This is a genomic window from Clostridium sp. FP1, assembly GCF_011065975.2.
In the GTDB taxonomy this organism is placed as follows: domain Bacteria; phylum Bacillota; class Clostridia; order Clostridiales; family Clostridiaceae; genus Clostridium_AD; species Clostridium_AD tagluense.
Map to the genome: position 1 here is coordinate 4,099,650 of NZ_JAAMNJ020000001.1, position 22,692 is coordinate 4,122,341.

General features: G+C 30.7%; 22 protein-coding genes. 3 read left to right on the forward strand and 19 right to left on the reverse strand.

Features of this window, described 5'->3' with window-relative positions; genetic code table 11:
- Positions 1–38 precede the first annotated feature (38 nt).
- The 3 genes from G9F70_RS19735 to G9F70_RS19745 all read left to right on the forward strand — a co-directional run bounded on the left by G9F70_RS19735 (position 39) and on the right by G9F70_RS19745 (position 2,183).
- On the forward strand, positions 39–623 hold the full coding sequence (locus G9F70_RS19735; RefSeq protein WP_164944676.1) for a phosphatase PAP2 family protein: 585 nt from the start codon (positions 39–41) through the stop codon (positions 621–623).
- A 185-nt stretch (positions 624–808) separates the two neighbouring features.
- Positions 809–1,378, forward strand: coding sequence for a TetR/AcrR family transcriptional regulator (locus G9F70_RS19740; protein WP_164944677.1), 570 nt, complete (start codon positions 809–811; stop codon positions 1,376–1,378).
- A gap of 13 nt (positions 1,379–1,391) precedes the next feature.
- The gene (locus G9F70_RS19745) at positions 1,392–2,183 is read left to right on the forward strand and encodes a sulfite exporter TauE/SafE family protein (RefSeq protein ID WP_164944678.1); all 792 of its coding nucleotides are present in this window, start codon (positions 1,392–1,394) and stop codon (positions 2,181–2,183) included.
- 74 nt (positions 2,184–2,257) lie between these two features.
- Here G9F70_RS19745 and G9F70_RS19750 read toward each other — a convergent pair whose 3' ends face one another.
- The 19 genes from G9F70_RS19750 to G9F70_RS19840 form a co-directional block, all read right to left on the reverse strand.
- Positions 2,258–4,057, reverse strand: coding sequence for an ABC transporter ATP-binding protein (locus G9F70_RS19750; protein WP_224617696.1), 1,800 nt, complete (start codon positions 4,055–4,057; stop codon positions 2,258–2,260).
- Positions 4,058–4,139: 82 nt separating this feature from the next.
- On the reverse strand, positions 4,140–5,897 hold the full coding sequence (locus tag G9F70_RS19755) for an ABC transporter ATP-binding protein (protein WP_164944679.1): 1,758 nt from the start codon (positions 5,895–5,897) through the stop codon (positions 4,140–4,142).
- 117 nt (positions 5,898–6,014) lie between these two features.
- Positions 6,015–7,082 carry a serine hydrolase domain-containing protein gene (locus G9F70_RS19760; RefSeq protein ID WP_164944680.1) on the reverse strand — a complete coding sequence of 356 codons (1,068 nt, stop codon included), beginning with the start codon at positions 7,080–7,082 and terminating at the stop codon, positions 6,015–6,017.
- A gap of 23 nt (positions 7,083–7,105) precedes the next feature.
- Complete coding sequence (locus G9F70_RS19765; RefSeq protein ID WP_164944681.1) at positions 7,106–7,945, reverse strand: class I SAM-dependent methyltransferase; 840 nt, start codon at positions 7,943–7,945, stop codon at positions 7,106–7,108.
- A 72-nt stretch (positions 7,946–8,017) separates the two neighbouring features.
- Positions 8,018–8,893 carry a GNAT family N-acetyltransferase gene (locus tag G9F70_RS19770; RefSeq protein ID WP_164944682.1) on the reverse strand — a complete coding sequence of 292 codons (876 nt, stop codon included), beginning with the start codon at positions 8,891–8,893 and terminating at the stop codon, positions 8,018–8,020.
- Between the two features lie 56 nt (positions 8,894–8,949).
- Positions 8,950–9,885: an aminoglycoside phosphotransferase family protein gene (locus G9F70_RS19775; RefSeq protein ID WP_164944683.1), complete on the reverse strand. Its 936-nt coding sequence runs from the start codon at positions 9,883–9,885 to the stop codon at positions 8,950–8,952.
- A 71-nt stretch (positions 9,886–9,956) separates the two neighbouring features.
- Positions 9,957–10,340, reverse strand: a complete 384-nt coding sequence (locus tag G9F70_RS19780) for a hypothetical protein (protein ID WP_164944684.1) — start codon at positions 10,338–10,340, stop codon at positions 9,957–9,959.
- Positions 10,341–10,423: 83 nt separating this feature from the next.
- A complete protein-coding gene (locus G9F70_RS19785) occupies positions 10,424–10,930 on the reverse strand; it encodes a GNAT family N-acetyltransferase (protein WP_164944685.1) in 507 nt (168 codons plus the stop codon).
- Positions 10,931–10,956: 26 nt separating this feature from the next.
- Complete coding sequence (locus G9F70_RS19790; protein ID WP_164944686.1) at positions 10,957–11,712, reverse strand: GNAT family N-acetyltransferase; 756 nt, start codon at positions 11,710–11,712, stop codon at positions 10,957–10,959.
- A 210-nt stretch (positions 11,713–11,922) separates the two neighbouring features.
- Entirely contained in the window at positions 11,923–12,273 is a 351-nt protein-coding gene (locus tag G9F70_RS19795; RefSeq protein WP_224617697.1) for a serine hydrolase domain-containing protein, read from the reverse strand.
- A gap of 843 nt (positions 12,274–13,116) precedes the next feature.
- On the reverse strand, positions 13,117–13,278 hold the full coding sequence (locus tag G9F70_RS19800; protein ID WP_164944687.1) for a hypothetical protein: 162 nt from the start codon (positions 13,276–13,278) through the stop codon (positions 13,117–13,119).
- A 138-nt stretch (positions 13,279–13,416) separates the two neighbouring features.
- Positions 13,417–15,129 (reverse strand): methyl-accepting chemotaxis protein, encoded by a 1,713-nt coding sequence (locus G9F70_RS19805; protein WP_224617699.1) that lies wholly within the window; start codon positions 15,127–15,129, stop codon positions 13,417–13,419.
- Positions 15,130–15,370: 241 nt separating this feature from the next.
- Positions 15,371–15,883 (reverse strand): ECF transporter S component, encoded by a 513-nt coding sequence (locus G9F70_RS19810; protein WP_164944688.1) that lies wholly within the window; start codon positions 15,881–15,883, stop codon positions 15,371–15,373.
- Positions 15,884–16,097: 214 nt separating this feature from the next.
- A complete protein-coding gene (gene ptsG / locus G9F70_RS19815; RefSeq protein WP_202882619.1) occupies positions 16,098–17,630 on the reverse strand; it encodes a glucose-specific PTS transporter subunit IIBC in 1,533 nt (510 codons plus the stop codon).
- A gap of 304 nt (positions 17,631–17,934) precedes the next feature.
- Entirely contained in the window at positions 17,935–18,177 is a 243-nt protein-coding gene (locus tag G9F70_RS19820; protein WP_164944732.1) for an EAL domain-containing protein, read from the reverse strand.
- A gap of 82 nt (positions 18,178–18,259) precedes the next feature.
- Positions 18,260–19,318, reverse strand: a complete 1,059-nt coding sequence (locus G9F70_RS19825; protein WP_164944689.1) for a hypothetical protein — start codon at positions 19,316–19,318, stop codon at positions 18,260–18,262.
- A complete protein-coding gene (locus G9F70_RS19830; RefSeq protein WP_318011002.1) occupies positions 19,308–19,883 on the reverse strand; it encodes a sigma-70 family RNA polymerase sigma factor in 576 nt (191 codons plus the stop codon). Before G9F70_RS19830 ends, G9F70_RS19825 begins: the two co-directional genes overlap by 11 nt.
- 440 nt (positions 19,884–20,323) lie before the next feature.
- On the reverse strand, positions 20,324–21,466 hold the full coding sequence (thiI, locus tag G9F70_RS19835; RefSeq protein ID WP_164944690.1) for a tRNA uracil 4-sulfurtransferase ThiI: 1,143 nt from the start codon (positions 21,464–21,466) through the stop codon (positions 20,324–20,326).
- Between the two features lie 38 nt (positions 21,467–21,504).
- Positions 21,505–22,650 carry a cysteine desulfurase family protein gene (locus tag G9F70_RS19840; protein WP_164944691.1) on the reverse strand — a complete coding sequence of 382 codons (1,146 nt, stop codon included), beginning with the start codon at positions 22,648–22,650 and terminating at the stop codon, positions 21,505–21,507.
- Between the last annotated feature and the right edge of the window lie 42 nt (positions 22,651–22,692).

Genomic DNA, 22,692 nt, shown 5'->3' on the forward strand with positions numbered 1-22,692 from the left:
TTATATTTTTGTAATATCGAGAGGATGATTAAATTAAGATGCTTTATTATTTAATAAATTCTATGCATTGGGCATGGGTTCAATTTTTTATTGCTATATCAAACTCTTCTGACCCTGCGCCTCAGCTTTTACTAACCTTTGTGGTTTTCATAATATTATATCTTTTGAATAACAAATTAGAAGCTATATGCTGCGTATTCAATATAGGCATTACTGGTTTCACCAATTTAATACTTAAAAACACAGTGAAAAGATATAGACCCATGGAAATAAGATTAATTGACGCTCATGGGTACAGTTTCCCTAGCGGTCATTCTTCAATTTCTACAGCTATTGGTCTTGTACTTATTTACTTTATACTTAAACGAATAAAGAATAAAAAAATTGCCTATACATTAAGTGGTTTAATATTTACTTATCTAATTCTTGTAGGAATTAGTAGGGTTTATCTAGGTGTTCACTATCCAACAGATGTTCTTGGTGGATGGGTTATAGCTATAATATGGTCCTACATTACTATTTCCGCTTATAAATTTTGTATGAGCAAAGGCGTAAATAAATTTTTAGACAAATATTTTACTATTAAACTTAATATTTTTAAACGTAAGGCAAAATCTATTTAGTTTTACTGTGCACTTAAAGCCCTAATTATTCATTTTTGAATAATTAGGGCTTTTTATCTATATGCGTTGTGGAGTACCCTTTGTCAATGGCAATCTAAAAACTTCTTTACAATTAAAAACAATTGTTTTATAATGAATAATAGTTCATTTAAAATGAATCGCAATTCATTATAGGAGGTTACACAATGCCAAAGATAATTAGAGACCTTAAAAAAAACATTAAAAAGTCTGCCATGGAACTATTTATTGAATATGGTTATGAACAAGTTGATATGAAGATGATATCGAAAAAATCTGGAATAGCAGTTGGTACACTTTATAATTATTATAAAAGCAAAAAATTACTTTATATGGATATTCTCGAAGAAAGCTGGCAAAGCACCTTTTTAAATCTTGATGAAATAAGCAGTCTTACTACCATTCCCTCCAAAGAAAAAATAAAAAAATTAATAACTACTTTGTACGAAGACACTGAAACCAGAAATGGTCTAGGCAAACACTTCCTCGGTAATTCACCTTTTGAATTAAACGAAGATGAAAATTTTAATAATCTAAAAAATAATTTACTCACAAAAGTTAAAAATATAATTAGCTCTGTTAGTAAAATAGAAACATTGAGTAAATGTAATAACGTAGATGTTATGTTAACTGAATCATTACTATTATTAATATTAACAACATTCCAACTTCATCCTGAAAATAAAAATGACAATATTAACTTTCTGGTTGAATTTATAAATTTATCTATAAAATAAGGAGATGATTTTTATGAGTGTTTATCTTTATCTAGTAGCAATAATTACAGGTATTGGTACAGGTGTTATAACAAGCCTTATTGGCGCTAGTGGTGTTATGATTATAGTTCCCATTTTAACTATGTTTTTTTCAGTTAGCGCTCACACAGCTATTGGTACTAGTCTTTTCGTAGATGTAATAGCATCTTTAACTGTATCTTATTCATATTATAAAAGTGGAAATATCGAACTAAAATCTGGTATATGGATAGCTATAACTTCTATTTTTGGTGCTCAACTTGGAGCAATGCTCGCAAGCAACATGGGCGATAGTAACCTTAGTTCAAGCTTTGGTATTGTGCTCCTCTTAGCAGGTTTTGCTATGTTACGTAAGGGCCTTAAAAATAAGAAAGCTGAATCAACTGCTCCAAAGAAATTTATTAACTTCAAACATGAGTGGCAGAAAATAGTAGTTGCTTTAATTATTGGGTTAGGCATAGGAATATTAAGCGGAATATTCGGAGCTGGTGGAGGAGTTATGATCCTTTTAGCTTTAATAATGATATTATCTTTTCCTCTTCATAAAGCAATAGGTACTTCTACCTTAATAATGGCTGTAACAGCTTTTTCCTCTACTATTGGTTATGGGGCTAGAGGCAATATAGATTTCACTTTAGGAGTTATAATAAGTGTAGGTGCAGTTATTGGTGGTGTAGTCGGTTCACGCTATGCTAATAAATTCAATGAAAAGACTTTACAAAAAGTTGTAGGTATATGCTTTATGGCTATGGGCATAATTATGACTGTTATTGCACGCCTATCATAAAATCCAAAAAAACACACCCCTAGATGGGTGTGTTTTTTCCGTATGATTTCACTTGACTTCACTTTATTTTATTTCTATGAACCCCAAATCTGCCTCATTTCCTCACAGTTTTCTAATAACTCATCTAAAGTTCCTTGTGCTTGCACATGTCCATCTTTCATAACTATAATATTATCTGCCTTTTGAAGAGCAAAGCGTCTGTTTGAAACTACTAAACAGGTTTTATCTTGCTGCTCAAAAATTCTATTCCAAAGTTTCATTTCCGTTTCTACATCAAGCGCGCTTGATATATCATCAAAAATTAATAGCTCTGGGTTTCTTACAAACATACGAGCAGCTGCTACTCTTTGGATTTGTCCACCAGACAATTTAACTCCCTTAGGACCTATAACTGTATCAAGTCCATTTTCTAAGGCATCTAAATCCTCCTTAAGTATTGCTGAAGCAATGGCACTATTTAAGTCTACCTGATTTTCTGGAAGCCCTAGTAATATATTATTTCGCATGGTGTCACTAAATAAATTTGGTACTTGCGCTGTATAAGAACTAATTGGTGGTACAAAAAATTCTGAAGGTTCTTTTACTCTTTCATCATTCCAATATATTAAGCCACTATCTGATGGAAGTAGCCCTAGCAAAGTCTTTAGTAACGTGGTTTTTCCTGAGCCTATACGCCCTGTAATCACTGAAAAAGATTTTTCCTTCAACATAAAATTAATATTTTTTATCCCTCCACCTGAATTTTTGTATACATAAGTTAATCCTTCTACTTTTAATTTTTTTAATTTTTTCCCTTCTATATTTAAATTGAACTTTGGCTTCTCAAGTTTTCCTTTCAAATATAATGAATTATGCTTTACCAAAGTTTCTTGTGGTTCCCCCTGTAAAAGTTCATGCATACGTTTAAAAGCTACACCTGTTTGCTGATAATCAGATATAAAGGTTCCAAAGGAGTGAGTAAAATCAGCTACAAAGGTTAAATAATATATAAACAATGCAAAATCCCCTACAGTAAAGGTTCCCGCTTTCATACTTTGCCCTACTAAAAGCAAAATAAATCCTGTACCTATGCTCACTGTATTGGTAAATACTGAATCTAAAAGCTGACTTAATACACTATCTCTAAGTACCATTTTATGTCTCTCTTTATTAAGCTTATTTAGGTGATTCATAATATAATCTTCTGAACCTGAAACTTGAATAGCTTGTACCGACCCAAATATCTCTCCAAGAGCCCCTGTAACTTTTCCTGTAGCTTCTCTAGAAGCCCTTCTATATTTTTCTACACGCTCACTAGCGATCTGTGCAATAGCTACTACTGCTACTAAAGGCGTAAATACAAATATAGTAATCCCAGCATTTATTCTTAATAAGATAACTATTGCTACTATAGCAAAAACTGCTGTTCCAATTACATCTAAAGTCCAACTAATTGCATCCTCTGCTTGCTCAGCATCATCACGAAAACAGTTAACAGCCTCACCTACTGAATAAGGTATTGAATTTGACCCTGGTTTTTGTAGAATACATTGGAGCAAATTTCGTCTAATAAGTGCACTCATAGTAAATCTATGAACAATATCAGTTCTGGCTCCACAAAATATCCCCATAATAGTCACAATTGCCGTAACTGCTATTAAGACTATAAGCCCCCAAATGCCAACATTAAGTGTTGCTTTTCCACTAAGAGTGTCAAAAAACTCCTTAGCTATAAGTCCTGGTATTACTGGAGATACAAGAATAAAAATCCACATTAAACAATTAGCAAAATAAAGCCACGGTCTATATTTTATAAGCTCCCACATAAGTCGAAAGGTCTTCATATCCCCTTTATTTTCTTTTTTCATTGGTATTTCATTTATGCTATTTTCCATTTATTTATCACCCCGTATTCCTTATATTCTAAAATTCTTAATTCTTAATTTAACTTTCCACTTTTCATTCTCAACTATTCTTCTACGCAATTATGGATTCTTCCACATCTTCCATACATTTTTGAAGTAAATTGAAAAATTTAGATTCTTTATCCCTTAATAATCTTTCCCTATTACCATATTCTGAAACACTTCCATTTTCTAAAATCAAAATATCATCTGCCCTCTGAACTGTCCATAAACGATGAGCTATAATAATACAAGTTCTATTTTCTAGAAGTTTATTTAAAGCTCTTTCAATTAATTGTTCTGTTATAGGATCTAGCCTAGAGGTCGCTTCATCAAGTATAACAAGACTTGGATTTTTTAGAAAAACTCTAACAAAGGCAAGTAACTGTGCTTCTCCAGCTGATAACCCACCTCCACCAGCATCTAGAATAGTGTCTAGTCCATTAGGTAATGAATTATACCATTCCTGTAGTCCTATATCATACAGTGTAGCTAGTATTTCTTCATCTTTAATATTCGGATTAAAGAAGGTTAAATTCTCCCTAACTGTAGCATTAAAAAGTTGAACATCCTGTGTTATAAAAGCCGTATTCCGCCTAAGTTCCTTCAGTGATACTGAATTTAGTTTTTTACCTTCAATATAAATATCACCCGTCTTTGGATCATAAAGTCTTGCTAGCATACGAGCCAGAGTTGACTTTCCACTACCTGTACGTCCTAAAACTCCAAGCACCTTTCCTTTAGGAATATTAAAAGAAACATCCTTTAATACTGGAACCCCCTCTTCATATTCAAAAGAAATATTCTTAGCTTCAACAGATATTGCTCCAGTACTAAGTAACTTTTCAGTACCATCCACTATCTTTGATTTCATATTTAAAAGTTCTTGAACCCGAGCAACACTTGCTCCAGCCTTTTGTAAATCCTCGAGCTGAGTTCTTATTTCCTCAATAGGCTTACTTAAGGATTCCGTATAATTAAAAATCAAATAAACTGTTCCAATAGTAATTAGCCCCCTACTCCATAGATATCCACCCACACCAAAGGCGATAATATTTCCTATAGCAAAAATACCTAAGGTACTTGCCCACATAAGATAATATCTTAATTTAGCTTTTTTCGTAATTGGAAGCCAATTTCTTATTTGCTTATAAAATTTATACATAACATACTCTTCAGCACCACTAGAACGAACATCCTCTGTGTTTCCAATCTCTTCTCCTAGAAAACCATAAAACTTAGCACTGATCTCTCTATTTTTAACCCATTTGTCCACAGAATTCGCTTGAATTTTCCAAAGAGTATACATAGCAGCAAAAGCAAAAATAGATAAACTTATACCCACTCTAAAATCTTCTCTAAATAAAAGAATTAATATTCCTATAACCAATACCCCATTAGTTAAAACATTTATCATAAATTTTGAGAAGAAATTAAATAATGCCGTAACATCCCCATCTACTCTTTCAATAATTTCTCCTGGTTGATGACTTTTATGAAAGCTCATATCTAAACTAATACAATGCTCCACGAGCTCTGCCCTTAATGCATTAGTAGCTGTCCATCCTACATTTTGACTTACATAGGTTGCTATAATGGCAAGTACCTGCTGAATTAATGCTGCACCTATAAATATAAGAGCAGCTATAGTTAGCATTTTAGCTGATTTCCCTTCAGTAGCTGCATCTATAAAATAACGTAAAATCTGAGGATTAACTAATTGAAGTGCCACACTACTACCTAAAATTAAGGTAAGCAAAAATACTCTAAGCTTTTGTGGCTTTAAAAATTTCCATAATAATTTTATATATTGTTTAACTTGTGTGTCCATTTTAATTCTCCTTTCTTGGGGACGGTTAACAACTTATTGACCTATTTAATCGATTGAATATTAATCGTCCCTATATTGGGTAAAAATTACACCCCAGCGATATAATTTTTAACTTCCCTAACTTATCTTACCTATTAATATCTTTTCAACTTCCCCGGCTAAATCCCAAACATTACAATCTTGATTTGCAAGAACTACAAGTGTTGTATCTATGGAAGGATAATAATTGAATTTACATGCCACGCCAGGGTTACAACCATCTTTAGTTATATATCTCACTTCATTATTATCATTGCTAACAATGAATTCATAACCATAGCCCATCATATGTGTGATTTTTTCATACTTTGTGTGTACTACTTTTGGTGTAAATAAACCCGCTGTCATTGCTTTAGACAATACCCTACCATTGTAAATCTCGCGCACAAACAAATCTAAATCTGCAACCGTTGTATATGCTCCAGAATCTGGTGATCCTATTGGTGGATATGAATATATGTTTTTTCTCCATCCAATAACTTCATCTTTTTCATTGCATATTTCTGCATATCCTTCTGCAACATTTTCGTTTACGCCATCCATACTATAGAAGTCAGTATCGTTCATGCCTATTTTATTAAAAACATTTTCTTTTATATATTCACGATATTTCCGCCCTGTAATTTTTTCAATAACGAGTCCTAACAAAACAAAGGCAACATTATTGTACCTACAACCATTTCCCGGCTTAAAGTTAGGTTCTTTATGAATAAATTGCGGTAAAAAATCAACCGTTTCTCTTACCGAATAGTTTGGCTTTTCCTTCCAAATATCTTCATACTCTTCACCTGCTTCTTCATCTGCATCATCGCCAATTCCAGATGTATGCGTTAAAAGATGATAAATATTAACCTCTTTTGATATAGTAGTGTCTTTTATATCTAAAATTTCTAAAACTTTATCTTCAAAGGATATTAAGCTTTTATCAATTAACTGAAGTATTCCAACAGTAGTAAATAATTTTGTAATAGATGCTGTATCAAATTTTGTTGTGATTGTATTCTTAATTTCAAAGCCCTTGTGCGCCTCTCCATATGCGCCCTGAAATATAGTTAAATCTCCTTTTTTAACCAGTGCTGCCCCTGAAAAATTATTTTCTTGTGCATATTCATTGAAAATTTGTTTTACTTGTTCTTGTATATTCATAATGCATATCCCCCATTTTAAAATTATTTATCCCCAAAAGCATATAAGACGGACATTGTAGCAGCTATCCCTTCTACCTCTTTAATTTCTCTAAGCTTTTCAAAAACTTCTGCTTTAAAGTCCTCCATCCTATCTTCTGCTATCATTTCTAGTACTTCTATATATCCATGAGTCCAAAGTTTGTCCCACCATTCTTGTTCATCTTTATATATGAAATCTTTATCTTCACTTATAACTTGTATGTTTTTAAATCCAGCGCCCCTTAAAATTTTATATAAGCCTTCTTCTGTATCAAATTCGGGACTATCCTCCTCTTGATATTCATCTATTTCATCTTCAAATTCAGGTAAATATTTTTGGACTAAATCATCTAACCACATAAATTTTTCATCTTCTTTTCTTGAAAAAGTAGTGAATGAAAACCTGCCACCATTTTTTAGAACTCTCATAAATTCATTGAAGGCAATTTTATAATTTGGAAAGAAGAATACTCCAAATCCACATAGTATATGATCAAAAGTTTCACTGTTAAAATCTAAGTTTTCAGCGTCCATTACTACTGCTTTTGTATTCTTAATACCTCGTTTTTGAATTTCCAAATTAGTTTCATTAACCATGCCTTGTGCTATATCAATACCTATAACTTTTCCATTCTCGCAAACTTTGTCTGCTGCTAAAAAAAGTGAAGCTCCTTTTCCTGATGCCACATCCAGTACTTTTTCACCTTCCACTACACCCGCAATTTCAACCAATCGCTCTCCAAAGTATGCAAAAAATCTTGGACCACTACTATCAAAAACTGCTGATACCTTATTGAATAAATCAGTTATGCTATTCTTAATTTCTATATTTTTATTTTCCATAAATATCTCTCTCCTTTTACCTAACTAAAAATATAACCTATAGTTCATACCATCCTATCTTTCATTATAAGTTCAGTTCTTATAAAATAACATCTTACTTTCTTCTTTAAACCCTACCTTACTGTATAACCCGATTGCCTGCAAATTTTCTAAACCAACACATAATCTAATATTACCTATTTTTTCAAAAGATAAAATCCAATTGATTGCTATTTTAATTAATTTACCGCCTAATCCTTTACCTCTCATATTTTCTCTAACTCCGAAAAATTCAATACAACTTTCACCAAATTCTGGCTCAACCTCTACATAAGTATATCCAATCAATTTCTCATTATCTTTTATAAAAAACACCTTTCTACGTTCATTAATACGGCTTAAAATATCGCTTCCTGAATAATAAGTATTAGGGAAATTCTTATCATGAAGTAATTTAAATTCATTATTGTATTCGAATGTAAGTTCAAAATCTTTCACTTCAAAAATTTCTTTAAAATCATCTCTACCCAAGCTCATAATAAAGTGTTCACCATTATTTTTAAATCCATATTCCTTCGCAAATTGTATACATTGAATGTTTTTGCTATTACAAAATATCCCAAAACTAGCACAGCAATTTAATATATTTTTTCTTAAAAGTAACCATAGTTTACTCGAAACATTTTCTTCACTATATAATTCTTCTACAAAAGGCCCCCATAATTCTCCATAGCTTTTTTCTTCCTCTACATCTATACCGAGCACCCCTATAAGCTTTTCACCATCATATGCACCAACAAAATATTTTTCAATATTCCCGTCCTCAAAGTCTTCATATAAAGCATTAAGTACTTTTTCTTTCGTTTTTTCACAGTATCCTATATTATAATTTTCTTTAGAATTCATAAATTCGATAAACTCTGCTAGTTTATCTATTTCATTATTTTTTATTGTATTTATTTTTACCATATAAATCACTCCCACTACCCCTCATAAACACTGATCACTTATTAAGTGTAATTCCATTATGAATATTTCTTAAGTATATTTATACCCTCCCAGTAATAATCGGGTGCTTGTATTTTAGCCCAACTGCATATACTACGTCCTCTATAAAGTTCATATAATTGCTTTTTCTTTCCTAAATTATTACTAAATTTCATGTATTTTTCATAACCCAGTTTGAAAGCCTCTGCAAATTTTTGATTTTCATCTGTTAGTTTATAGTAGCAATCAATTATTTCTGAATCTCTATCATATGGAATGCAATGTTCAAAATCAATTAATGCTGAAAGTTCCCACTTATTATCTACTTTCTTAACAAGAATATTTCTTTCTCCAAAATCCCCATTATGAAGGTATGACACTTTAACATCATCTACTAAGTTCAATTTTCCCTTTAAAATTTCTGCACATTGTCTTTGAAGTGGTTCTTCCTCTAAATGTTGGTCAAAGAGCTCCTTCAAAACTTCATCAACATTTTTTCTAAAAAGCCTAGAAAAATCTTTTTTATTATCTATACTTTTTCCATTCTCATCCCAATTACCAAAGAAATCAAAGGTCTTTAAGCTATGTATTTTACCTAGCTGTTCTCCCATTGTTTCATATATTTCTTTTACATTATCTTCACTCATAACATCTTTAACTTTGGCAAATACTTCACCCTCTTTATGCTCCATAAAAAGCCACTCTGTACCACCGCAAAGTTTGCCTAACTTTAAGATTTTAGGTGCTTTAACGCCACTTCCTTCAAGGAATTTTAACGAAGCCACTTCCCTATTCCATCTATTCTTTTTGTAATAAAGCTTAACTACTCCTATTATTCCACTTTCATTTTTAACGATATAAACAAGGTGTCTTTGAAGTTCATGATTTCCTATTGGTACTACTTCTATATTCTCATTTAATAATTTTGAAACTATTTCTTTAATATATCCATCTGAATAATTTAATATATCCACTTCTTCTCATCTCCTAACGTAGGTTCCGTTAACAAAAAGCCATAATATCCAACTACTCTATTATTTATTTTCTAATCCTCATGCATTACTTTGCATTTTTGGAGCCATAAAACTTTATACTCTTCATCTGAAATAATTCTTTTCTCTAAATCCACTATAGAATTTATATTCTCATTAATGCACCAATCAACACATATCTGATAAGCATCCCAATCTAAATCATCTTCATCCCAATATACTTTTATCTCATTAATTCCATTTAAATATGCTGCATATGCTCTTGTATGACCATCTGTAAAAATTATTTTATTATTTAATTTTTTAATAGGTATTGCTTCATAACTATTAATATCTTCTGGTTTAAACCAGCTTAAAACCTTTTGTAACTTCATTGAATTTACATATAATTGACTTGGTTGTATTTCATATAAATTCATTATTATCTCTTTGTTCATATTAATCTCTCCTCCTATGTGAGCAATGGGGACAGTTAAAAACTTTTTATATTATTTTAATTTTGTTAACCGTCCCCAACTTTCTAATACTTCTTAAATTGAAATCCCAATACATCTATATCCTCTTGTTTGTTTAATCTCTCATCATAATTTTTTCTAAGCTGAATCATATTTAAATGATCGAACCCACATTCCCTATATAATTTAATAGCACCTGTATTTCTAGGAATAACATCAACAAACATTGTTATTATCGCTTTTTCTCTCATAAGTTCATCTAATGCTGCCATAGCCTTCTTGCCTACACCTTGCCCTCTAAATTCTTCTGAAATATAAAAATCCTCTAACCATGCAACATTTTGACCTCCAAATCTTACATAGAAAAAGCCTACTGGTATTTCATCTTTGAAAACACTATACACTTTCCCCGTTCCCTGCCATTCCTTAAGTGTTTCAACTGATTCTTCATCACTTTGCCAAAACTCTTTTGGTGCATTAGTTAATTTTCTATGATAATTCATAAGCTTCGTTATCATTTTAGCTGTATTCATAAATAAATCTTGCTGTAATTCTTTTATGCTTATATTCATTCTAATTTCCCCCTTGATTTTCATGTTTAATTTTCCTCTTCTTTTGTTTGGGAATAAAGCTCTGCCCATGCTGGAAAAAATCCAGCATTTATAGCAATATTCTGTGAATGAAAATGAGAATCCACTGTGCCATAAAAAGGCACTTTCCCTCGTTTCAAAATCTCATTCTTTAAAAGTATAGTCAAGTTTGTCCCTATACCGCGGCCACGATACTCAGGCAAAACATCAATTCCAATTTGCCACATAGTTTTGCTATCTGCACTGGCACCTGCCATACCCATTATGTTATCTCCCTTAAAAGCTGCAACTGCAAGCACATCTGGATGATTTTCATCAAAAACAAAAGCTTGTCCGAATCTATCATCATTCTGAAACTGCAAAATATCTTCACACTCATACCATTTTACATTGGTAATAGGTTCTATACACGCCACCTTAGGATTTGGTAGATAATAGTGGTGAATATCTGCTATTTCATGTCCAAATTCTTGCAATTTTTTATCTATTACTCGTAGTTTGGGATATTCAAAAATCCATACATCTCTATTTAGCATTTTTTCTTCACACCAAGACATCATTATAGGTGATGTACTTATAATTACTTTCCCACCAAAACAGAGTAGTTTTAAAAAGCATCCGTCATTATCATAAATACGTCTACCATAAGTGAGCTTATTTTCAACTATTGTATTTTTTTCTTTTTCAAAATCAGATACCTGGCAATTATAGTCCAGTGCTAACTGCTCTCTCGCAATTTGTAAAATTTCAGTTTTTGTATACATAATGTTACCCTCCATTTATAAATAATTTTCAGAACTTCCCCTTAATTAAATCATCTTCTTCGAAACTCCAATATTAACGACTTTAGAAGGATATTTAGACTCCAACTGAAGTTTTATTTTTTTTATAGCATAAATCTCCCACTTATATAAGTAGAAGATTTTCCTTCTGAAATGTCGTTAAAACTTAAAAAAGTTGTTAACCGTCCCCAGTTATTTACTCTCACCGATTAACTTCTCTAATATTTTCTTGTATCTATCATCTTTAATCTCAAAATAAGGTAAATACTCTATCAAGTGTGAGTCTAATTGAATTTTACCTTGCTCCACTAACTGCATTATTCCTGTAGCTATGAAAGTCTTTGATACTGACGCCATATGAAATAGTGAGTATTCATTTATTGATTCTTTAGTCTCAATATTTTTCACACCAAAGCCTTTTGTATAAATAACTTCATTATCATAAACCACACCTACTGCCAGGCCTGGAATATAGTTTTTTACCGTATATTCATTAAGTACCTTATCTAAGTTTTCTATTATTTGATTTTTAATTTCCATCATAATCGCCCCTTTTATATTTGGTAAATTACAGAACTTATTAACCATTCCCAATTAATCCTACTTGACCATTGATATAACCTTTATTATTTCTTAACTGTCCCTTTTTCAAAAAATTAAAGATGCATATGAACATACATTCATCTACATCCTTTTAACCAGTCACCTAAAGTGCCGGAATTCCATTATTATATATGCTTTCATCCAATTTTTTTTACTATGGATAAATACCTAACATATATTAATCTAAAATAAAAAGCTGTGTTGTCAAAAACAACATAGCTCTAATTTCAAATTATTATTAAGCAAGATAACGCTAAGCTGTAATTACTTTTTATAAATCTAGCATTAAAGTAGAAACATACTTCCTAGCACTTTTATAACTTACTATAATGTTAATGAAAATCAAAGAATTGTAATTGATGTTGTTCAATCAATATATTTAAAATCCTAAAATCCACAGCAAACAAACCTAAACTATTAAAAATATAATCTTTAACATTATAGATTACTATATACTTTGAGTATTTCAAATAAACCTAAAATATAGAGTTCATAAAAACACTTATACCTATAGTATTTCTGCTATGATTTTACTATTAGATTTTAAATTTATTATAATTGTAACAACATAATAATCATTCTTCAGTTCCCCTTTCACAGTAATCATTTTTTAATATACCGACTTTGTTAAGCTGTCGATATATTGATTATATTGTATATTTTCCCATTAGTCAATGTTTTTATAAATATAATTTTCCGAACTTTCTATTAAATTATAAATTTGGATGCTATACATCAATTTCTTAATTTTAATGAATAATTTTGTTCAAAAAAAAGACACCTTCATAAGTGTCTATATACAGCATTCACTATTTTTTCACATTTTAAGTATGCAATATCTGTTATATTCTTTCCTGTAGCAATTTCTACAAAATTTAACTCTTTAGCACTTATATCTAGTTTAGATTTAGTTTCTTTTATTTCAGCCTTAAATTTACCAGACATATTTACACCTTGGTGAGTTAATAATCAAAGAGAATATAAAAAATTACAATTTATATTCTCTAATAATTTTAACCATATTTCAGAAAGAAAACCCCCTCCACCTTAACACTGAACCTTAGAGTCCCATATACCTGATTACTATACTGTAAACTTAGATAAAATACTTAAAAGTTTATCTGAATTTTCTTTCGCAGCTTTAGTTTCATCTATAACTTCACTTGATTTTTGTACCACATCTGTAAGTTTTTCTGTAATATTTATAGTACCTTGTGCCCCTTCTGTTGCAGCAATGGTTATTCCATCCATTGTTTTAACAATAACCTCAATTGACTCAGATAATTCCAATGTGCTTGAGCTAAAATCACCTACTAAAGTATTAACAAAATTAGCATCATTACTGTATTTGTCTCCCGTTTCTACTAAATCCTCATAATCCTTTAGAACCTTAGTATCTATAAATTCTAATACTCCAATAGAACCAGTTGATAAATTAGAAACTGCAGATGTCACCGTTCCTGTAATCTTTTGTATTTCAACTACTGTATCATTGGATTGCTCTGCTAATTTTCTTATTTCATCTGCTACTACAGAGAACCCTCTACCAGCTTCCCCTGCACGAGCTGCCTCAATAGCTGCATTAAGTGCTAATAAATTAGTTTGAGAAGATATTTCAAGTATTGTATCTGAAAGTACATTTATTTGTCCTACTACCTTTGAGTCTTCAATGGCTTTTTCTAATTTAGTCTTTGCATCAAAATAAGTTTTATTGGTATCTTGCCTAGACTTTAACGCGTTATTTTTTAAGTTTACTGCTCTATCATTTATTTCTTTAGAAGAAACTTCCCCAGCACTAGCTTTGTTTGCTAAAGAATCAACAACTAAATTAGCCTCATTAACTGTTGCATTTATTTCCTCTGTAGATGCAGCTGTTTCTTCCATACCAGCAGCTAACTCCTCAGTAGTGGCAAATACATCTTCTATTTGCATATTCAAACTATACATGTTTTTGCTAATCATATCTACGGTTTGAACTGTAGATGCCGTATTTTCATTTACTTCAATCATTATAGTTCTTAAATTAGCTAAAAACTTATTTATAGCACTTGCAAGAACACCTAATTCATCCTTAGAAGAAATTTTGATTTCTTGAGTTAAATCTCCGCCCTTACTTGCTAATGTTTCCATTTCATCTCTTAAAATATTTATAGGTTTAAGAATGCTTGCTATTATTAAAGCACTTGCAGCTACTACCAATAAAACTGATATTAATATAATAACTATAAAAGTATTTCTAGCCTTTCCATATGCAATGTCACCTTCATCTGATGTTTGTTTCGCATCTTTGTTATTATATTCCACCAGTTTTATCAGTTCATTACTAGCTGCATCAAAAGCTTGTTTACCCTCATTATTCATTATTTTTATAGCTTCTTCTGTTTTTAATTTCCTGCTTAATTCTATTACTTTCTTGTGAAGTTCCAAATATTTAGTCCACTGACTGTTTATTGCATTATACATTTCTCTATCATCATCTGTTGTGATAGTTTTCCCATATTCACTGAATGACTTATTTATTTCATTGCTTTTTTCATCCATTGATTTTTCAATATTGCTCATATTTTCATTAGAAACGGATATAATATGATCAAACTCTAAAATTCTATAATCTGATGTCATAGTGTTAATATTCCCAGACTGTTGGATTCCTGGAATATTCTCCGTTGTTATTATTGTTGACCTATCATTGACCGCTTTAATGATTTTTACTGAGTAAACCCCCATTGCTACTAGCACAATTAATATAAATGTAAATATTAAAATTAGTTTATTTCTGATTGTCAATTTATTCAATTTCCATCCTCCTTATTGCATTTTTAGACAAATACAAGTTCTTTTATATTATATATCGTTATATTTTGTTTTTTCTTTATAATTTAATTAATATTAATTTTATATCTATACCATTTTTTGTATTAATCCGAATGTATCTATGTCTTAAATAATCTATAATATAAAATGCTAGATATTATGTTGCAAAAAAAATCTCCCATAACAAGTTATAGGGGATTTTTTATAGTTTTATATGTCTTATTTAGCTAAGTTCACTTCTTCTTAACATCGGTTTAATAATTGCTGCTAAAGGTATAGCTATGGCAACTCCTAATCCCGTTGTTATTACCGATGATACCATTTTTACTACTGCAACCTTAAAGCCTACAAATACAAACCAGTTAACAAGAAAATATCCAAGTAATGATACTACTCCACCAGCTATAAAACCAATAACGTTTTGTGTCATACTTCTGCCTTCTTTTCCTCTTGCAAAAGCAATGCTTCCTGCTGTATATCCTGTTAATCCTTTTATTATTAATGTAGGTAAAACCCAAGCTATATAAGCAGGATTTGTTGCATCAAATAATGCACATCCAATGCCTCCTGCAAAAGCTGCATCCTTACCAATTATAACCGCTGTAAGAAATATAACTGTTGTTCCTAAATGAACCATTGTGGGACTTCCGCTTACATTTATAGGAATATGTAACCAAGTTCCTATAAAACATAATGCTGCAAAAAGCCCACAAAGTACTACTCTTTTAACTTTCACAAAGTACTACTCTTTTAACTTTCATAAATTACCCCCATCTTTACTATTATTGTAATCATTTACAATAATTATTATACTAGTAAACTTATATCAGTCAAATGTATGGGTACATTCTTTGATTTGCTTCCTAATATATAAAAAGCCATTAGATAAGTATTATACTTATCTAATGGCTTTTTATGTGAAAATTTATTTTTAATTACAACTACAAGTATTATTTATCTAAACCCTTAGCTATAACTTCTTTAATTTCTGTTTTTATATGCTCTGCTCTTGTTCCGAATATTGCTTGAACACTGTCTCCAACTTCAAGCACACCAGCAGCTCCTAATTTCTTAAGTTCCGCTTTATCAACATTTTTAGAATCCAAAACACTTACACGTAAACGAGTAATGCAGGCATCTAAATTTGTGATATTTTCTTTTCCACCTAACGCTTTTAATACTGCTATTGCGTGTTCTTGACCTTTAAGATTAGTTTTTGAAGTACTTGCGTCTTCCTGCTCATCTACTTCACGACCTGGAGTTTTAAGGTTCCATTTTCTTATAGCAAAACGGAATCCAAAGTAGTAAAGTGCTGCAAATACTAAACCTACAGGGATTACGAGCCACCAAGCTGTTCTATTTGGAATTACACCAAATAGTAAGTAATCTATAAGTCCACCGGAGAAAGTCATTCCTATTTTAACATTTAAAAGTTGCATTGTCATAAAGGATAATCCTGCAAATACACAGTGAATTCCAAATAATACTGGTGCTACGAATAAGAATGAGAATTCAATTGGTTCTGTAATACCTGTTAAGAAAGAAGTTAAAGCTGCAGATATCATAATACCAGCTACAATTTTTTTCTTTTCAGGTTTTGCTTCATGAATCATTGCAAGTGCTGCCGCTGGAAGTCCAAACATCATAAATGGGAATTTACCAGCCATAAATGTACCTGCTGTAAACTTTACACCATCTTTTAACTGAGCCATAAATATAGCTTGATCTCCATTAACCACTTGACCAGCTTTGTTTATATACTCACCAAATTGATACCAAAATGGGTTATAGAAAATATGATGTAATCCAAAAGGAATTAATGATCTTTCTATTACTCCAAATACAAAAGCTGATAATGTTGGATTAGCCTCAATCATACTTTTTGAAAATACATTTAAGCCATGTTGGATTGGAGGCCAAACGAAACTCATTGCAATACCTATTCCAATAGCCGTTACTGCTGTAACAATAGGTACAAATCTCTTACCTGAAAAGAACCCTAGATAAGAAGGTAATTCAATGTTATAATATTTTTTATATAATTGCGCCGCTACAATACCTATTATAATACCACCAAATACTCCCGTTTGAAGTGTTGGGATACCTAATACGCTTGCAAATTGTGGATGTGTTCTGTTTATTAATTCTGGAGTAACTCCGGCAACAATACCTAGTGTTTTGTTCATTATTAAGAAACCAACTATTGCTGCAAGGCCTGCAACTCCTTCACCCTCAGCTAGCCCTACTGCAACTCCTACAGCAAACAATAATGCAAGGTTACCAAAAATAACATCCCCTGATTGTTCCATGATTTTAGCTACCATTTGGAACCAACCAGCATTAAATATTGGAGCATTCATTAAAAACTGATCACTTTGGAACATGTTACCAAATCCAAGTAATAATCCTGCCGCTGGTAAAAGTGCTACCGGTAGCATTAAAGCTTTTCCTACCTTTTGTAAAACACCAAAAGCTTTTTTCATTTATATTCCCCTCTCTTTGTGGCATGTTAACGAAAATAAAAGGCATAAGCAAAGTCATATCAATAGCTTTAGCTATTAAACTATAATGACTTATGCTCATGCCTGATGATATCAGTAACACGCAAATTTAATTATTAAATTAATTTTCCCCTGTAAACTTTTACATTTAATTACACATCATAATTAATATATACATATTAATTACTTACTGTATACATATTATCACGTATTATTACTTTTTTCAACATTTTTTTATGATTTTCCGAAATATTTTTTAATCTTCTTAATATTGTTATTATTCGTTCTATGGTAAATTTATCTTTCTTTCTATTAAGTTTTCAATTTCCTTTCCTGGTATTGGCTTGCTAATCAAATACCCTTGAATTGCATAATTTTTTAATTCCTTTAAAATAACAAATTGCTCTATATCTTCAACACCTTCTACCACAACTTTTATATTTAGGTTTTGTGTCATTGCAATTATTGCTTTTATAATTGCAATATTTTGCGTACTTTCAGCAATATTTACAATTAAAGACCTATCTATTTAAAGTGTATATAAAAAGGTTAACAAAATATCACTATATTTTATTAACCTTTTTACATATTCCAATATGTTTTATTTAATTTTAAAATACAATATAATATGCAATATTAATCAGTTCTGCCCATGGTGTATTGCCATCAACACTGTACTTTTTGCCATCCTTTTCCCAGAACAACTTAACATAAGGTAGTTCTTTATTATCAATGCTTGGTTGTAAAATATATTTAACTGAAATCTTATTTACATTTATAATCATAATATTTTCCTCTGCTACTTTTGATTCTGGACCACTATTTTTTATGTTTTTATACTCAGTTATCTTAAAATACTGAGAATTATTGCTATAAATAATTTCATATAATTCGCATGAATTATCATATTTCTCTGGTATTAAAATCTTTTCCATTACAAAATCTTTAGGTATATAAACCGGAGTTTTTATACTTTCTCCAAAAATATTTTTTGCTTGCTGCAGAGATAGTGTTCTCATTTTAGTTTCTTCATTGAATTTAAAATCACTTTTCTTTTGTAATACTACAGATTTATCTTTATTATCCTCAACTATCAATTTTTCACTATCAACTATAACTTCATTTATGGCAACAATAGTATCTTTTTCCTTTTTATCATCCGGCACTAAGCTTTCTATTTTAAATGGTATTACAGGCTTCTCATTTAAAATAATTGTTTGTTTTTCCTGCTTCTCTTGGTTACTATTCTTATTAACTACCTTTTTATTTTCTTCCACTATTTTACTAGGTTTGTCCTCAGTAATCTTATCTTTATCTTTAATCATTACTTTATCTTTAATCATTACTTTATCTTTAATCATTACTTTATCTTTAATCATTGCTTTATCTTCATACGGCTCTTTTAATGTTTTAATTTCTTGATTTCTAGTATTCATAGTTATTTCTTCATTTTTCATTAAATTGTTTTTATTATATATAGGGTATATTATAAATCCCATAAATAAACAGGCTACCATGGTTAAAGTCATTGGAATAAAGGCTTTGTTTGTTGATCTTCTACTGTTTTCATCCAATTTTTCTAGTGTTTTTAATTTTAGCTCTCCACTTACTTTTATATCCTTTAATTCCATATTAAACATGTCTCTTATTTCATCTAAATTATCCCTCATATCCAATCCTCCCAGTAACATTCTTTTTAAGTAACTCTCTACCTCTAAATAATCTAGTTCGTACTGTCCCTTCTGGAATCTTCAACATTTCACTGATTTCTCTAGTATTAAATTCCTCATAGTAATATAAAATAATTACTTCCTTATATTTGATAGATAAATTCATAACCTGGTGTAGTAGTTCCCGTGACTCTATAGATTTGATTATAGTATCATCTAAGCTTTCAGCATTGTACTGCTCATTATAAATTTCCCTGTCATAATCTCCATGGCTATTTAGGAGAACCCTCTTTATCCAAAAACTTTTAAAGTAATCTTTACACACATTGATTGTTATTTTCATAATCCAAGTTTTTTCACTACTATTACCTTTAAAGGAATCATATTTTTTAAATACTTTTATAAACACTTCTTGAAAAACATCCTCAGCCTTATTCCTATCCTTAACATATAGAAATGCTACTCTAAGGACATCATCTCCATAACAATTAATAAGCCGCTCTATTTCCTTGTGGATATCCTTTTTTTCTTCATTGTCCTTTTGAACTAAAAACGCAATAGGCACCTATATCCCTCCCATCCTAAATATTAGACGATAATAAAATGAATTTTGTTTCATTAATACTATAATAATTTCTTTTAAATGAAAATAATAGCAATTTATATGAATTTCTATAAAATAAAATAAGCCAACAAAAATGATTTATCATTTTTGTTGGCTTATTTTTTTAGTAACATATTTGTTTTTTATAAAATTGGGAATAAAACCAATATCCCTTTAGGGTAATTGGCAGTTAAATATGTTTTGTTTTAACCTACTGTATTGCCCTTTTGATTCTTTTTCTGAGTTTTATCTTTTGTATCTTTAGAACCCGATTTCTTTTCTCCACCTTTTTTAGCCATGTTAATCACCTCTTTAATATATTTTAAAATCATATTTCTTCTAATATTATTTACACTTTACATGATTTAATACATATTATGAGTCTATTAACATGAATATATTTATTTATAAATTTCCATCTCACAAATAGCCTTTTCAACTAGTCCATCAATATCTAAAACTGATTCAGACTTAATTATCTCAATTAACCTTGGCTTTGTTTTTGGATGTTTAGGAACAAAAATTGTACAACAATCTTCATAAGGTAAAATAGAAGTTTCATAAGTTGCTATCTTTCTTGAAATGTCCATAATATCTATTTTATCCATAGCCACTAGTGGCCTAAAAACTGGTCTATCAGAAACATCATCACTTACTACAAGGCCTTCCATAGTTTGACTAGCTACTTGACCTATGCTTTCTCCAGTAGTTACTGAATTTATTCCATATTTTTCTGAAAGAGCACAGGCAAGTCTCATCATAAATCTTCTCATAATTATTGTTAATTCATCTTCTCTACACTTTTCTATAATTTGCATTTGAATTTCAGTAAAAGGTACTACATACAAAGTTAATTTCCCAGTGTATTCTTTTAAAATATTAGTTAATTGTTTTACCTTATCCTTTGCTCTTTCACTAGTATATGGATGGCTATGATAATAAACCGCATGCAGTTCTACACCACGCCTTGCCATCATATAACCTGCTACAGGTGAGTCTATACCTCCAGATAACATAAGCATAGTGCTACCATTCATTCCATAAGGTAACCCACCCACTGCCTTGATCCTTTTAGCATATATGTATGCCTTATTTCTTATTTCTACATTTATAATACACTTAGGATTATGTACATCCACACTTACCTCTTCATTATTATGTAATATGTAAGTCCCTACTTTTCTACTTACTTCCAATGAATTTATACTAAAGCTTTTATTTGCTCTATTGGTTTGTACTTTAAAAGTCTTAGCTGAGTCTTCTTCAAGTTCTATAAGTGCTTGCTTTTGAATTTCCTCAAGGGTTGCTTCAATTTCTGTAACAATGCAAATCTCCATTATTCCAAAAACATTTTTAACCTTTTCAATGATTTTCTCCATTTGCTGCGAGCATATAAACCATCTTCCTGAGTCCTCAACAAATTCGTACTCTATGTCTATTAGTACATTTTTTATATTATCTTTAAGTTTTTTTTCAAATTTACCTCTGTTTAGTCCCTTTAAAAAGATTTCTGGGGCATATTTTACTAAAATTAATTTTCTCATCTATTCGTTCTCCTCTTTTTCTTATATAGACTTAGCCTTTATCTTTTGTTTAGCTTTCTCAAAAATTTTAGTGATTTGTTAAGTTCACATATAACATAGTCTATCTGTTCTTTATTATTATCTTCAGAAAAACTAAACCGTATAGCCCCCTTTTGCTCCTCTAAACTTCTTCCAAGAGCCTTTAATACTTCACTATTTTTATTAGGGTTTTTAGCTGAACATGCTGAACCTGTAGACACATATATGCCCTTTTCTTCTAAGGAATGAAGAAGTACCTCCCCTTTGACACCAATAAATGATACATTTAGTATATAAGGTGTAAACCTATCCTCCAACTTGCTATTAATTATAGCACCATCTAGCTCAGACAATTTATCTATGAAATATTTCTTTATCTCTAAAACATTGTTGAAATTTACATGCTGATTTTTACACATAATTTTCACTGCGGTTCCAAATCCAACAATTCCAGCAAGATTTTCTGTACCTGACCTTAAATTTCTTTCTTGTCCTCCACCATTTATTAAGCTAATAGGTATGAGACCCTTCCGTGCATATGCAAATCCAATTCCGCGAGGACCATGGATTTTATGTGCACTAGTAGATAATAAATCAATATTATATTTTTCTACATCAATAAGAATCTTTCCATAACTTTGCACTGCATCTACATGAAATTTAGCTCTATTACTTTTTGTTTTAATTAGTTTTCCTATAAACTCAAGATCCTGTATAACCCCTACCTCGTTGTTAACATGCATTATACTAACAATTTGAGTATCGCGATTTATACTACTGCTGAGCTGCTCTATATCTATTCTACCACTTTCATCTACATCAATATATGTAACCTTTGTTCCTAAATCTTCTAATGCCTTAAATGTGTTTGCTACACTTGAATGTTCAATTTTAGTAGTTATTATATGAGACCCAGGCCTCACAAACCCCTTTATAAGAAAATTATTACTTTCGCTTCCTCCTGATGTAAATATTATTTCCTCGCTTATAGCATTTATACTACTCGCAATATTCACTCTTATTTCCCTAAGTTTTTGCTCTGCCTTAAACCCTAAACTATGAGCTGAAGATGGGTTACCATAATAATTTCTCATAGTACTACATACATCCTCAATAACTTCTTCATAAGGTATAGTTGTTGCACTATTATCCAAGTATACTTCCATAATTCTATATCCCTCCTCTTCAAACATCCACTAAAATCACTC

What these genes read in the sequence shown, in the direction of transcription:
- G9F70_RS19735 (WP_164944676.1), top strand. Translation starts at nt 39, where the DNA reads ATGCTTTATTATTTAATAAATTCTATGCATTGGGCATGGGTTCAATTT.
- G9F70_RS19740 (WP_164944677.1), top strand. Translation starts at nt 809, where the DNA reads ATGCCAAAGATAATTAGAGACCTTAAAAAAAACATTAAAAAGTCTGCC.
- G9F70_RS19745 (WP_164944678.1), top strand. Translation starts at nt 1,392, where the DNA reads ATGAGTGTTTATCTTTATCTAGTAGCAATAATTACAGGTATTGGTACA.
- G9F70_RS19750 (WP_224617696.1), bottom strand. Translation starts at nt 4,057, where the DNA reads ATGGAAAATAGCATAAATGAAATACCAATGAAAAAAGAAAATAAAGGG.
- G9F70_RS19755 (WP_164944679.1), bottom strand. Translation starts at nt 5,897, where the DNA reads ATGGACACACAAGTTAAACAATATATAAAATTATTATGGAAATTTTTA.
- G9F70_RS19760 (WP_164944680.1), bottom strand. Translation starts at nt 7,082, where the DNA reads ATGAATATACAAGAACAAGTAAAACAAATTTTCAATGAATATGCACAA.
- G9F70_RS19765 (WP_164944681.1), bottom strand. Translation starts at nt 7,945, where the DNA reads ATGGAAAATAAAAATATAGAAATTAAGAATAGCATAACTGATTTATTC.
- G9F70_RS19770 (WP_164944682.1), bottom strand. Translation starts at nt 8,893, where the DNA reads ATGGTAAAAATAAATACAATAAAAAATAATGAAATAGATAAACTAGCA.
- G9F70_RS19780 (WP_164944684.1), bottom strand. Translation starts at nt 10,340, where the DNA reads ATGAACAAAGAGATAATAATGAATTTATATGAAATACAACCAAGTCAA.
- G9F70_RS19785 (WP_164944685.1), bottom strand. Translation starts at nt 10,930, where the DNA reads ATGAATATAAGCATAAAAGAATTACAGCAAGATTTATTTATGAATACA.
- G9F70_RS19790 (WP_164944686.1), bottom strand. Translation starts at nt 11,712, where the DNA reads ATGTATACAAAAACTGAAATTTTACAAATTGCGAGAGAGCAGTTAGCA.
- G9F70_RS19795 (WP_224617697.1), bottom strand. Translation starts at nt 12,273, where the DNA reads ATGATGGAAATTAAAAATCAAATAATAGAAAACTTAGATAAGGTACTT.
- G9F70_RS19800 (WP_164944687.1), bottom strand. Translation starts at nt 13,278, where the DNA reads ATGTCTGGTAAATTTAAGGCTGAAATAAAAGAAACTAAATCTAAACTA.
- ptsG (WP_202882619.1), bottom strand. Translation starts at nt 17,630, where the DNA reads ATGAAAAAAGCTTTTGGTGTTTTACAAAAGGTAGGAAAAGCTTTAATG.
- G9F70_RS19825 (WP_164944689.1), bottom strand. Translation starts at nt 19,318, where the DNA reads ATGAGGGATAATTTAGATGAAATAAGAGACATGTTTAATATGGAATTA.
- thiI (WP_164944690.1), bottom strand. Translation starts at nt 21,466, where the DNA reads ATGAGAAAATTAATTTTAGTAAAATATGCCCCAGAAATCTTTTTAAAG.
- G9F70_RS19840 (WP_164944691.1), bottom strand. Translation starts at nt 22,650, where the DNA reads ATGGAAGTATACTTGGATAATAGTGCAACAACTATACCTTATGAAGAA.